11 protein-coding genes are annotated in these 12,890 nt (G+C 70.1%); all 11 read left to right on the plus strand.

Annotation, left to right across the window (positions count from 1 at the left end; genetic code table 11):
* Positions 1 to 5 precede the first annotated feature (5 nt).
* Positions 6 to 1,079: a lipid A deacylase LpxR family protein gene (locus FHW79_RS25010; protein WP_183181408.1), complete on the plus strand. Its 1,074-nt coding sequence runs from the start codon at positions 6 to 8 to the stop codon at positions 1,077 to 1,079.
* Positions 1,080 to 1,146: 67 nt separating this feature from the next.
* Positions 1,147 to 1,719, plus strand: a complete 573-nt coding sequence (locus FHW79_RS25015) for a septation protein A (RefSeq protein WP_183181409.1) — start codon at positions 1,147 to 1,149, stop codon at positions 1,717 to 1,719.
* Between the two features lie 32 nt (positions 1,720 to 1,751).
* Positions 1,752 to 2,669 carry an allantoinase PuuE gene (puuE, locus tag FHW79_RS25020; RefSeq protein ID WP_183181410.1) on the plus strand — a complete coding sequence of 306 codons (918 nt, stop codon included), beginning with the start codon at positions 1,752 to 1,754 and terminating at the stop codon, positions 2,667 to 2,669.
* Positions 2,670 to 2,852: 183 nt separating this feature from the next.
* Complete coding sequence (locus FHW79_RS33560) at positions 2,853 to 3,962, plus strand: SPOR domain-containing protein (RefSeq protein ID WP_183181411.1); 1,110 nt, start codon at positions 2,853 to 2,855, stop codon at positions 3,960 to 3,962.
* 219 nt (positions 3,963 to 4,181) lie between these two features.
* On the plus strand, positions 4,182 to 4,598 hold the full coding sequence (locus FHW79_RS25030) for a response regulator (RefSeq protein ID WP_183181412.1): 417 nt from the start codon (positions 4,182 to 4,184) through the stop codon (positions 4,596 to 4,598).
* Positions 4,595 to 6,802: an exonuclease domain-containing protein gene (locus FHW79_RS25035; RefSeq protein WP_183181413.1), complete on the plus strand. Its 2,208-nt coding sequence runs from the start codon at positions 4,595 to 4,597 to the stop codon at positions 6,800 to 6,802. The genes FHW79_RS25030 and FHW79_RS25035 overlap by 4 nt, the downstream gene beginning before the upstream one ends.
* The gene (locus FHW79_RS25040; RefSeq protein ID WP_145677281.1) at positions 6,799 to 7,032 is read left to right on the plus strand and encodes a hypothetical protein; all 234 of its coding nucleotides are present in this window, start codon (positions 6,799 to 6,801) and stop codon (positions 7,030 to 7,032) included. Before FHW79_RS25035 ends, FHW79_RS25040 begins: the two co-directional genes overlap by 4 nt.
* 1 nt (position 7,033) lies before the next feature.
* Entirely contained in the window at positions 7,034 to 9,823 is a 2,790-nt protein-coding gene (locus FHW79_RS25045; RefSeq protein ID WP_183181414.1) for a sensor histidine kinase, read from the plus strand.
* Positions 9,824 to 9,948: 125 nt separating this feature from the next.
* Entirely contained in the window at positions 9,949 to 10,260 is a 312-nt protein-coding gene (locus FHW79_RS25050) for an STAS domain-containing protein (protein WP_183181415.1), read from the plus strand.
* Positions 10,245 to 10,622 (plus strand): response regulator, encoded by a 378-nt coding sequence (locus FHW79_RS25055; RefSeq protein WP_014241666.1) that lies wholly within the window; start codon positions 10,245 to 10,247, stop codon positions 10,620 to 10,622. The genes FHW79_RS25050 and FHW79_RS25055 overlap by 16 nt, the downstream gene beginning before the upstream one ends.
* A 30-nt stretch (positions 10,623 to 10,652) precedes the next feature.
* Positions 10,653 to 12,881: a chemotaxis protein CheA gene (locus FHW79_RS25060; RefSeq protein ID WP_183181416.1), complete on the plus strand. Its 2,229-nt coding sequence runs from the start codon at positions 10,653 to 10,655 to the stop codon at positions 12,879 to 12,881.
* Positions 12,882 to 12,890: the final 9 nt, after the last annotated feature.

Consider the following 12,890-nt stretch of genomic DNA (forward strand, 5'->3'; position numbering starts at 1 on the left):
CCATTATGGCCGTGCGTGCAGGTTGGAGCGTCATCGCCGCCCTTTCTCTCGGGCTGGCGGCAGGACCGGTGCTGGCCCAAAGCGCACCGGAAGCGGACCCCATCCCGACCAAGGACACCGCTCCGCCGGCAGAAACCGCCCCCCGGTCCGGCCCGTCCATCGGCGCCTGGGTCGACAACGACCTGTTCGGCGGCGGAACGGACCGTTATTACACGAACGGTGTCCAGTTCTACTACGTCTCCGGCGACCGCCCGACCTACGGCAACATCGACTGGCTGGCCAACCTCGTCCCCTGGATCGGGGAGCATGGGGTGCGGCGCTACGGCATCGCCTTTGGCCAGAACATGTACACCCCCAGCGACATCACCAAGCCGATCCCCGACCCCACCGACCGCCCCTACGCCGGCTGGCTGTACGGCCGCCTGTCGGTGATCTCGGAAGAGACGCGGCAGGTGGACCGCATCGACCTGGACTTCGGCATGGTCGGCCCGGCCTCGCTGGCGGAGCAGACCCAGAAGGCGGTGCACCGCATCGTCCCCGGCGCCCGCTGGCCGGAGGGCTGGGATTACCAGCTCAAGAACGAGCCGGGCATCATCCTCAGCTACGAGCATGTCTGGCGCGCCGAGCGCCCGGCCCGCATCGGCCCCTTCGAGGCGGACTTCAGCCCCCACGTCGCCGGCAGCGTCGGCAACGTCCTGACCTTCGGCGGGGCCGGCGTCACGATGCGGCTGGGCGGCAACATGGCGCCGCCGGTCGGCGCGCTGATCCTCCGCCCGACCGCCAGCATCCCCTACCAGGACAGCGTGGCCGCGGGAGAGCCGCGTCCGCCCTTCTCCTGGTACGTCTACGCCGGGGCGGAGGGGCGCGCGATCGCCCGCAACATCTTCCTGGACGGCAACAGTTTCCGCGACAGCCGGTCGGTGGACAAGCACAACTTCGTCGCCGCCTTCCAGCTCGGCGTGGCGCTGCGCTACGGCCCGTTCGGCATTTCTTACGCCCAGAATTTCCTGTCGCCGGAGTTCGAGGGGCAGAAATCCTACACCAACTACGGCTCGATCCGCGCCTCCTACCGGTTCTGACCGGACGCGGGGAGCGCGCCCCCGCTTCCCTCTTTATCCCAGGCCCGGTTCGGTCTATGTGAGGATCATGAACCAATACGCCCGACTGCTGATCGAAGCCGGCCCGCTGGCGGCCTTCTTCATCGCCAATTCCCAGGCCGGCATCATGATCGGCACCGCCGTGTTCATGGTGGCGACCAGCATTTCCGTCCTGATCTCCTGGCGGTTCGAACGCAAGGTGCCGGTGATGCCGGTGGTCGGGGCGGGTTTCGTCCTGCTGTTCGGCGGGCTGACCCTGTGGCTTCAGGACGACCTGTTCATCAAGATCAAGCCGACGCTGGTCAATCTGCTGTTCGCCGCGGTCCTGTTCACGGCGCATCTGACACGGCGCAACGTGCTGAAGCACGTCCTGGGTTCGGTGCTGAACCTGTCCGACGCGGGGTGGCGCACGCTGGCGATCCGCTGGGCGTGGTTCTTCCTGCTGCTGGCCGCGCTGAACGAGGTGGTGTGGCGCACCATGACCACCGACGCCTGGGTGAACTTCAAGGTGTTCGGCATCATGCCGCTGACCCTGCTGTTCAGCGCCCTCCAGGCCCCGCTGATCCTGCGCCACCAGATGCCGGAGGAGCCGCCGGCCGAGAAGTCCTCCTCCGCCTCCTGACCGCACTCTCATTCCTACGGAGCGCACCCGCCATGTCCCACGATTACCCGCGCGACCTGATCGGCTACGGGTCCCGTCCGCCGCACCCCTACTGGCCGGGCGGGGCGCGGGTGGCGGTGCAGTTCGTCATCAACTACGAGGAGGGCGGGGAGAACTGCGTCCTGCACGGCGACGCCGCGTCGGAGGCCTTCCTGTCGGAGATCGTCGGCGCCCAGCCCATCGTCGGCATGCGGCACATGAACATGGAGTCGATCTACGAATACGGCTCCCGCGCCGGCTTCTGGCGGCTGCACCGGATGTTCACCGAGCGCGGCCTGCCGGTGACCGTCTACGGCGTCGCCATGGCGCTGGAGCGCAACCCGGACGCCGTCCGCGCCATGCAGGACGCCGGCTGGGAGATCGCCACCCACGGCTACCGCTGGATCGACTACCAGCATCTGCCGGAGGAGGTGGAGCGCGAGCACATGCTGCGCGCCATCGACATCCACACCCGCGTGACCGGCTCCCGCCCGCTCGGCTGGTATCTCGGGCGGTGCAGCCCCAACACCTGGAAGCTGGTGTCGGAGGAAGGCGGCTTCCTCTACAACGCCGACAGCTACGCCGACGACCTGCCCTACTGGGACGACCGCTTCGGCCGGCCGCAACTGATCGTGCCCTACACGCTCGACGCCAACGACATGCGCTTCGCGACCAACCAGGGCTTCAACACCGGCGAGCAGTTCTTCACCTACCTGAAGGACAGCTTCGACGTGCTCTACGCCGAAGGCGAGGACCAGCCGAAGATGATGTCGATCGGGCTGCACTGCCGTCTGGTCGGGCGCCCGGGACGCGCCGCGGCGCTGGCCCGCTTCCTCGACTATGTGCGGGGCCACGACAAGGCGTGGGTCGCCACCCGGCTGGACATCGCCCGCCACTGGATGGCCGAGCATCCCTATCGACCGGCCCCCTGATCCGGGACGAAGCGCCCCGGGCGCGTGTCCGCGCCCAACTTTCTCACGCCAATTCGTCGCATCGGCGTTTGAACGAACGTCGAAATACAGTAGAAGGTCTTTGGATCGCGGCGCGGCCCTTTCGGGGCCGCGGTCCCGTGACTGCCGATTCCTTGCGATCTTCAACTGGGTGCGCACGCCGCCGTGACGTTCAAGGATGAGATGAAGGCCGCCGGCCAGACGGCGGATACCCCCGCCGCCGTGACGGAGCCCGGGGATGACATCGCCCGCCTTCTGCGCGCCCTCAACGACGATCTGAAGGCCGATCCGGCGGAAGACGACGACGATCTCCTGTCTCCGGACACCGGACGGAAGGCGGAGCGGCACCTGCCCATCGGCAAGATCGCCGCGGCGCTCGCCGCCGCCATCGGCATCGGAGCGGTCGTCGTGATGCTGGACCAGGGCGGGGAGGCGCCGTCCGCGCCCCCAGCGCCACTCATCACCGCCGTCCCCAGCGCCCCGGCCCCCGGCGGCGCCTCGCCCGGCACCGTGACTCCGGCAAAACCGGAAGCGTTGATCACCCGCACGGCGCCCGCTCCTGCACCGTCCCAGCAGACGCCGATGCAGACGCAAACCATCGTCGCACCGCCCACGGTGGTCACGCCACCCATGGCGCTGCCGCAGATTCCGCCGCCGGCGCTGAAAGTGCCGGAACCGCCGGTCCTGCCGTCGCCCGCTCCCGCCGCCGCCAAGCCGGCCGAACCCGCGCCGCACCCCGTGGAAACGGTGGAGAGCGCGAAGCCCCCGGCGCATCCGCCGGCTTCGACCATCGCCCCGCCCCCGGCCGAGCCTGCCAAGGCGCCCGCTCCCGTGAAGTCCGCGGAAACGGCGGAGCTTCAGGCCATGCTGTCGGCCCCGCCCCCGCCGGGCGCCGGCCAGCGTCCAGCCGCCGCCCGCCCGGCGCCGCAGCCCGCCAAGCCGACGCCCAGGACCGCCTCAACGGCGCCCGCCACGGCGCCCTCTACGGCGCCATCGTCGGGCGTGCTGACACCGCCGGCGTCCGCCAGCGCTCCGGACGGGCGCTACACCGTGCAGGTCGGGTCCTTCCAGCAGGCCGACAACGCCGAAGGGCTGGTCCGCCGCCTGCGCGGTCTCGGCTTCAACGCCTACGCGCTGGACTGGACCGACGCCGAGCAGCGGTCCTGGCACGTCGTCCGCGTCGGCGGCTACGCCGACACCGCCGCCGCCCGTCAGGCCGCCGCGTCGCTGAAGGGCAAGGTGGAAGCGCAGCCCATCGTCGTCTCGACGCGCTGACCGCAGGCAACGGCGGCGCCGCGACAAACTGTCGCTTCCCTCTATTCCGCTTCTTTCCTTTCGGAACGCCCGCCCGCAATTTCGGCATTGCAGGCGGGCTGCGTCTTGATCTGTCCTTCTCCTTGCCGCTAACATGGGATTGAACAGGCACGCATATTAGAACAAGCGCAGCCGCAAGAAGCCGGCGCATCAGACCGGCGAACCGGAGGAAACCCTGGTATGAAGCCGACGATCCTGGTCGCCGACGACGAGCCCAGCATCGTCCTGTCCCTGCAGGTCCTGCTGCAGAAGGCGGGCTTTGCCGTGCGCATCGCCCGCAATGGCGAGGAAGCCCTTGAATCGGTTGCGGAAAGCACGCCCGATCTGATCCTGCTGGACGCCATGATGCCGCGGCGCGACGGGTTCGACGTCTGCCAGTCGCTGCGGGCCAACCCCGCCTACCAGTCGCTGCCCATCATCATGCTGACGGCCAAGAGCCGCGACGTGGAGCGTCAGAAGGGCATGGCGCTGGGCGCCACCGACTACATCACCAAGCCCTTCTCGACCCGCGACCTCGTCACCACCGTCCGCAAGTACCTGACCCCCGAGAGCAACCGGGACAGCGCGCCGGGCGGAACCGCGGAGCCTCAGCCATGAGCGCCCCGGCGACCGCCGGAAGTGCCGGAACCGCCGCTCCGGCAGCCACCCCGGCGGAGCCGCGCCGGATCATCCCCCTGGCCTTCCGCGCCGCGGGTGTCGGCCTGCCCCTTCTGTCGGCGGGGGCCGCGGTCGGCTTCAGCGCCAACAACGACCCCAACGCCTTCGTCACCTACGCCGTCACCATGACCGCCGCCGTCACCGCCGCGGTCTGGGGCCTGTGGAGTCTGGTCGACCGGCGTCTGCTGCGCGCCTCGGAGACGCTGAGCCGCGAGGCCGGGCTGATCGCCCATGGCACCGCGGACGGCAAGACCGGAGCGCGCATTCCGCTGGCCCGCTACGGCGACCTCGCCCCGGTGGCCAAGGCGGTCAACGAGCTGTCGGACAAGCTGGCCGCCGCCCGCCGCGACACCGCCCGCACCGTCGCGGAGTCGACCGCCAAGGCGGAGGAGCAGAAGACCCGGCTGGCCGCCGTCCTGCGCGACCTGCATGAAGGCGTCCTGGTCTGCAACCTCAAGCACCAGATCCTGCTCTACAACCAGACGGCGCTCGACATCCTGCATCTGGCCGGCGACCTCGGGCTGGGCCGTTCGCTGCTGCATTTCGTGGTGGCGGAGCCGGTCATCCACACGCTGGAGCGGCTGACGCTCCGCGTGCGCGAGGGACGGCACGTCAACCACGAGCACGGCACCACCGCCCAGTTCGTCGGCGCCACCACCGACGGGCGCACCCTGCTAGCCGGGCGCATGAGCGCCATCCTGCAGGACCCGCCGGAGGGGTCGGACGAGCCGCCGACCATCACCGGTTACGTCATCACGCTGTCGGACGCGACCAGCGAACTGGCCGCGCTCGGCCAGCGCGACGCCTTGCTGCGCGAGGCGACGGAGGGCTTCTGCGCCCCCATCGCCAACCTGCGCGCCGTGCTGGAGACGCTGGACGACACGCCGGAGCTGGGGCCGGAGGAGCGCGCCGCCTTCCAGGCCGCGCTGATGGAGTCGTCCAACACCCTGTCGGAGCGGCTGGCCCGCGTCACCAACGAATACCGCAGCGTCGTCACCGGCTCCTGGCCGATGAGCGACATCCACTCCACCAACCTCATCAACCTGATCCGCCACCGGGTCGGGCCGGAGGCGCAGTACGGCGTGACGCTGACCGGCCTGCCGCAATGGGTGCACGGCGACAGCTACAGCCTCGTCATCCTGTTCGGCTATCTGATCGAGTACGTCTACGCGCTGACCGGGGTTCCCGCCTACGACCTGTCGGTGGAGCCGGGGGACAGCTGGGTCTATCTGGACATCACTTGGCGCGGCCCGTCGGTGCCCAGCGGCATCGTGGACAGCTGGCTCGACCACCCGCTGCCCGACGCGCTGGGCGGGCTGACGGTCGGCGACGTCCTCCAGCACCACAAGAGCACGATGTGGAGCGAGCCGGTGAAAGGGCCGGGGGCGGAAGGCGAGCTGCTGTCGCGCCTGCGCGTGCCGCTGCCGCCCGCGCTGAAGCCGCCCTCCGCCCACATCGCGGCGCGCGGCGGGGCGCGGCCGGAATTCTTCGACTTCAACCTGCTGCACCAGCCGCTGGCCACCAGCGAACTTGGCCGCACGCCGCTCGACCAACTCCATTACGTGGTCTTCGACACCGAGACGACGGGCCTGTCGCCCAGCACCGGCGACGAGATCATCCAGATCGCCGCCGTGCGCGTCGTCGGCGGGCGCATCCTGACCGGCGAGACCTTCAACACGCTGGTCAACCCGAAGCGGACCATCCCGCCGGAATCGATCCCCTTCCACGGCATCACCGACGCGATGGTCGCCGACAAGCCGACCATCGACAAGGTGCTGCCGCAGTTCCGCGGCTTCGTGTCGGGCGCGGTGCTGATCGCCCACAACGCCGCCTTCGACCTGAAATTCCTGAAGATGAAGGAGCGGGCCTCGGGCGTGCGGTTCGACAGCCCGGTGCTCGACACCATGCTGCTGTCGCGGATGCTGCTCGGCGAAGGCGGCGACCACACGCTGGACGGCATCGCCGAGCGGCTGGGGATCGAGGTGGTGGACCGCCACACGGCGCTGGGTGACAGCCTCGTCACCGCCGCGGTCTTCCTGCGCATGGTCGAGATGCTCAAGGAACGCGACGTCCGCACGCTCGACGACGCCATCCGCGGCGCCAACATCATCGTCGAGTTGGCGGCGCGGGAGCGCGCCTTTTGACCGGGGGTCCTGCCCCGCAACCCGCACCCCCTCCACCGCGCCGGGCGGGCGCCGACCGCCTGATCGCGCTGTTCCTGTTCGGCGTGGTCGCCTTCAACCCGCCGCTGCTGCGCGTCTTCGGCGCCGGGGACACGCTGTTCGGCCTGCCCCTGCTGTACGTGTACGCCCTGGGGGTGTGGGGCGGGGTGATCGCGCTGTCGGCGGTGCTTCTGGAACGCAGGGGGCGTTGAGATGCCCTGGCCCACCATCGTCGCCGCCAGCTTCGCCTACCTGCTCCTCCTCTTCGCCATCGCCTGGTGGGCGGACCGGCGGGCCGATGGCGGGCGCAGCGTCATCGCGTCGCCGTACGTGTACGCGCTCTCGCTGGCGGTCTACTGCACGACCTGGACCTTCTACGGCTCGGTCGGGCGGGCGGCGTCGCTGGGCATCGGCTTCCTGCCGATCTATCTCGGCCCGACCCTGCTGATGCTGCTGGGGCCGCTGGTGCTGCGCAAGATCCTGCGCATCGCCAAGGCGCAGCGCATCACCTCCATCGCCGACTTCATCGCGTCGCGCTACGGGCGCAGCCAGGGGCTGGGCGGGCTGGTGGCGCTGACCGCGGTGATCGGGGTGACGCCCTACATCGCCCTGCAGCTCAAGGCCGTGGCGGTCAGCTTCGACGTGCTGTGGGGCACCGACCCGTCCGGCGCCACCGGCGGCCTGTCCCTGCCCGTCGTCCTGGACAACGCCTTCTACGTGGCGGTGGTCATGGCGGCCTTCGCCATCATCTTCGGCACGCGCCACATCGACGCGGCGGAGCATCACGAGGGCATGGTGGCGGCCATCGCCTTCGAATCGGTGGTCAAGCTGGTGGCCTTCCTGGCGGTCGGCGCGGCGGTGGTCTGGGGGCTGCACGACGGCCCGACCGAGCTGTTCGCCAAGGCGGCGGAGCATCCGGAGATCCGCACCCTCTTCACCTCCGCCCCGGCGCTGGCGGACGGGTCGTGGCTGACCATGACGCTGCTGTCGATGGCGGCGGTGCTCTGCCTGCCCCGCCAGTTCCAGGTGACGGTGATCGAGAATGTGGACGAGCGGCACCTGACCCGCGCCCTGTGGCTGTTCCCGCTCTACATGCTGCTCATCAACCTGTTCGTCCTCCCGGTGGCGGTGGCCGGGCTGATGCGGTTTCCCGACCGGGCGGTGGACCCGGACATGTTCGTCGTGGCGCTGCCGCTGGCCGCCGGGAACGAGTGGCTGGCCCTGCTCGCCTTCATCGGCGGGCTGTCGGCGGCCACCGGCATGATCGTGGTCGAGGCCATCGCGCTGTCCACCATGGTGTGCAACGACATCGTGATGCCGCTGCTGCTGCGCGCCCGCAGCGCCCGGCTGGAGCGGCTGCATGACCTGTCGCCGCTGCTGCTGACCATCCGGCGCGCCGCCATCCTGGCGATCCTGCTGCTCGGCTACCTCTATTTCCGCATCGCCGGCTCGGCCTACGCGCTGAGCGCCATCGGCCTGATCTCCTTCACGGCGGTGGCGCAGTTCGCCCCGGCGCTGATCGGCGGCGTCTATTGGGCGGGGGCGACGCGGCGCGGCGCGCTGGCCGGCCTCGGCACCGGCATCCTGATCTGGGCCTACACGCTGCTGCTGCCCAGCTTCGCGCGGTCCGGCTGGCTGCCCGCCTCCTTCATCGACCAGGGGCCGTGGGGCGTCGCCCTGCTGCGGCCCTACGCCCTGTTCGGGCTGGACGGCATGGACCCGCTGACCCACGCCCTGTTCTGGAGCATGCTGCTCAACATCGGCCTCTACGTCGTGGTCTCCCTGCTCGACCGGCCCGGCCTGGGCGAGCGGGCGCAGGCCACCGCCTTCGTCGAGGTGTTCCAGCACCGCGACACCCCCCTGCCCGCCGGCGTCTGGCGCGGCACCGCCACGGTCGGCGACCTGCAACGGATCGTCGCGCGCTTCCTCGGTCCGCAGCGCGCGGAGGCCGCCTTCGCCCAGTATGTCCGCCGCAACGGGCCGCTGGAGCCGGACCGCCGGGCCGGGGCAGAGCTGGTGCGCTTCGCCGAACGGCTGCTCGCCGGTGCGATCGGCGCCGCCTCGGCGCGGGTGGCGCTGGCCTCGGCGGTGGAGGGCGGCGAGGTCAGCTACCCCGAGCTGATGCGGATGCTCGACGAGACCAGCCACGTCATCGAGTACAGCCGCCAGCTCGAACACAGGACGGCGGAGCTGCAGCGCGCGTCGGCCGCGCTCCGCGCCGCCAACGAGCGGCTGACGGAGCTGGACCGGCTGAAAGACGAGTTCCTGTCCACCGTGACTCACGAGCTGCGCACGCCGCTGACCTCCATCCGCGCCCTGACCGAGGTCCTGCACGACAACCCCGACATCGAGTTGGAGCAGCGGCAGGAGTTCCTCGGCCTCGTCATCACCGAGAGCGAGCGGCTGACCCGCCTGATCAACCAGGTCCTCGACATGGCGAAGATCGAGGCCGGAGAAATCGACTGGCAGGTCCGCCCGATGGACCTCGGGGCCGCGCTGGAGCAGGCGGCGGCGGCCACCGCCCGGCTGTTCCACGAGCGCGGCATCGCGCTGGCCGTCACCATCCCGCACGGCCTGCCGCCGGTGCGCGGCGACCATGACCGGCTGGTCCAGGTGGCGGTGAACCTGCTCTCCAACGCCGCGAAATTCACCCCGGCGGGCGGCCGGGCCGCGCTGGCCGTCGCGGCGGAGGGCGACGCCCTGCGCGTGTCCGTCACCGACAGCGGCCCCGGCATCGCCGCGGAGCATCAGGCCATCGTCTTCGACCGCTTCCGGCAGGTCGGCGACACCATGACCGACAAGCCGCAGGGCACCGGTCTGGGGCTGGCCATCAGCAAGCGCATCGTCGAGCATCTCGGCGGCCGCATCCGGGTCGACAGCGTCCCCGGCCAGGGCGCCACCTTCGCCTTCACCGTTCCTTTGGCGACAGCGGCAACAGCCGTGTCACAAAACGATCAACTTGCGAAAGAACCGGACCACACCGCCGGAACGCGCTCCGGTTGACACAGGTCAGTCCAGTTGCCTTAACGAATCCTTATACGTGTTTCAGGCAGGTTTTTTACCAAATGCCGGACATGATCAGTCTTCCGGACGGGGCGTTGCCCGGTCGGGTTGCAAGGAGACGGGCGGTGACTTTGATCAAGTGGAGCGACGAGGGGGGAACGGTGCGGCTGGGCCTGCCCAGCGACCTCGACCTCGCCATGGCGCAGCCCCTGCTGGACAGCCTGCGCGCCGGCTTCGCCGCGTCCCAAACCGTCATCGCCGAGGCCTTGGCCGTGGAACGGGTCAGCACCGCCTGCGTCCAGGCGCTTCTGGTCGCCTCCCGGCACGCCGCCGAACAGAACCGTACGTTCGCCATCGCCCAGCCGTCCGAGGTCCTGGCGGAAGCCTGCGAGGATCTGGGGCTGGACGGCTGGTTGAAGCAATGGAGCCAAGCGTGAAGAAGAAGGTACTCACCGTCGACGATTCGCGGACCATGCGGGACATGGTCTCCTTCACGCTGAAGGGCGCCGGCTACGACGTGGTGGAGGCCGCCGACGGCCAGCAGGCGCTGGGCGTCATCGGCGCCAACAAGGTGGACCTCGTCATCACCGACCTGAACATGCCGGTGATGGACGGGCTGACCCTGATCCGCCGCCTGCGCGCCACCCCGGCGCACCGCACGCTGCCCATCCTGATGCTGACCACCGAGGCCGACGAGAAGAAGAAGTCCGAAGGCCGCGCGGTGGGGGCGACCGGCTGGATCGTGAAGCCCTTCAACCCGGAGAAGCTGATCTCCGTCGTGCAGAAGGTGTGCGGCTGACGCCGCGTCCTGGCTTGTGAGGGGGCGCCCGTGGAAGACCTGAGCCGGTTCAAGCAAACCTATTTCGACGAAAGCGCGGAGCTGCTGGAGGTCGCCGAGTCCGGCCTGCTGCGGCTGACGCCGGGCGAGGTCGATTCCGACGAGGTCAACGCCATCTTCCGCGCCGTCCATTCCATCAAAGGCGGTGGCGGCGCCTTCGGCTTCACCGAACTGGTCGCCTTCGCGCACGAGTTCGAGACGGTGATGGACGGGGTGCGCAACAACACCGTCCCCGTCACGACGGAGCTTGTGGACACGCTGATCCGCGCCAACGACCTGCTGGGCCAGATGCTGGCCTACGCGCGCGAGGGCGACCCCGCCCCGGCGGGGACCACCGACGGCACCGTGGCCGCCCTGCGCCGCCATCTTTCGGGCGGGGCTCCGCAGGTCCAGGCTCCGGCGGCCGCTCCCGCCGCTCCGCCGCCCGCTCCCGTCTACGCTGACGACGAGGACGACGAGGCCGGGCTGTTCGGCGACGCCATGGCCGCCATCGCCGCCGCCCGTGCGGAGGAGGACCCGGTTCCCCCCGGCAAGCTGCGCTGGACCATCGTCTTCCGGCCGCGCTCCGACCTGCTGATGTCGGGCAACGAACCGGCCTTCATGCTGCGCGCGCTGCGCCGGCTGGGCGACGCCACCGTCGAGTGCCACACCAACGCCCTGCCCAACCTCCAGAACCTGGAGGCGGAGCTTCTCCACCTCTCCTGGACGGTCACACTGATCGCCGATCCGGACATCGATCTGGACAAGATCAACGACGTCTTCGAGTTCGTGGCCGACGACTGCGACATCCGCATCACCGCGGAGGCCCCGCCGCCCGCCGCCCCCGAGGCGCCGCCCGTCACCGATCCGGTGCCCGTCGCCACGGCCACCCCGCCGGCGGTGGTCGCGGCGGTCCCGGAGACTCCCAAGGCCGAAGCCCCGAAGGCCGAGGCCGCCCGCCCGCGCCCCAACGGCGGCGGGGCGGAGCATGCCGGGCTGACCAGCCACACCATCCGCGTCGATCTCGACAAGATCGACCGGCTGGTCAACATGGTCGGCGAGATGGTCATCACCCAGGCGATGATCGCCGAGCATGTGCGGGAGCTGCCGCCCGGCGAGTTCCAGGAGCTTCTGGAGGGGCTGGAGCAACTGGCCCAGCACACCCGCGAGCTGCGCGAGAGCGTGATGTCGATCCGCGCCCAGCCGGTGTCGAGCGTCTTCTCCCGCATGCCGCGGCTGGTCCGCGAATGCGCCGCCACCACCGGCAAGGAGGTCCAGCTCGTCACCAGCGGCGAGACGACGGAGGTGGACAAGACGGTGGTGGAGAACCTCGTCGATCCGCTGACCCACATGATCCGCAACTCCATCGACCACGGGCTGGAGGGGCCGGAGGAGCGGGAGCGGGTCGGCAAGCCGCGCGCCGGCACCGTGCACCTGTCGGCGCAGCACCGCTCGGGCCGCATCGTCATCGAGATCACCGACGACGGGCGCGGCATCAACCGGCCAAAGGTGCTGTCCAAGGCCATCGAGAAGGGGCTCGTCCAGCCGGGCGCCGCCCTGTCGGACGAGGAAATCGACAACCTGATCTTCCTGCCCGGCTTCTCCACCGCCGATCAGGTGTCCAACCTGTCGGGACGCGGTGTCGGCATGGACGTGGTGCGGCGGAACATCACCTCGCTCGGCGGGCGCATCGGCGTCTACTCCACGCCGGGCGAGGGCTCGCGCTTCGTGCTGTCGCTGCCGCTGACCCTGGCGGTGCTCGACGGCATGGTGATCTCGGTCGGCGAGGAGCGCTTCGTCCTGCCGCTGACCAACATCGTGGAGAGCCTGCGCCCCAAGGCGGCGGACCTGCACGGGCTGGTCGGCAAATGCGACGTGATGATGGCCCGCGGCGAGTATGTGCGGCTGGTCTATCTGCACCAGCTGTTCGGCATCCCCGGCGCCGTCGCCGATCCCACCCGCGCGCTGGTCGTGCTGGTGGAGACGGAGGACGGCTCCCGCCTCGGCCTCGTCGTGGACGAGGTGCTGGGCCAGCAGCAGGTCGTCATCAAGAGCCTGGAAGCGAACTTCCGCCGCCTCGACGGCGTGGCCGCCGCGACCATCCTGGGCGACGGGCGCGTCGCCCTGATCCTGGACGTCGCCGGCCTGCGCGAGATGAGCCGGCACATGGATTCCAGGGCGCCGCGTTCGCCGTCTTCGCCGGCGGCCGCGCTGCCCGCACCCGCACTCGAACCGGTCTGAGGCCACAGC

This window comes from Azospirillum sp. OGB3, assembly GCF_014192915.1.
Classification (GTDB): domain Bacteria; phylum Pseudomonadota; class Alphaproteobacteria; order Azospirillales; family Azospirillaceae; genus Azospirillum.

Coding starts and splice junctions, on each gene's coding strand:
- FHW79_RS25055 (WP_014241666.1), top strand. CDS start 10,245: ATGGAGCCAAGCGTGAAGAAGAAGGTACTCACCGTCGACGATTCGCGG.
- FHW79_RS25045 (WP_183181414.1), top strand. CDS start 7,034: ATGCCCTGGCCCACCATCGTCGCCGCCAGCTTCGCCTACCTGCTCCTC.
- puuE (WP_183181410.1), top strand. CDS start 1,752: ATGTCCCACGATTACCCGCGCGACCTGATCGGCTACGGGTCCCGTCCG.
- FHW79_RS25015 (WP_183181409.1), top strand. CDS start 1,147: ATGAACCAATACGCCCGACTGCTGATCGAAGCCGGCCCGCTGGCGGCC.
- FHW79_RS25035 (WP_183181413.1), top strand. CDS start 4,595: ATGAGCGCCCCGGCGACCGCCGGAAGTGCCGGAACCGCCGCTCCGGCA.
- FHW79_RS25030 (WP_183181412.1), top strand. CDS start 4,182: ATGAAGCCGACGATCCTGGTCGCCGACGACGAGCCCAGCATCGTCCTG.
- FHW79_RS25010 (WP_183181408.1), top strand. CDS start 6: ATGGCCGTGCGTGCAGGTTGGAGCGTCATCGCCGCCCTTTCTCTCGGG.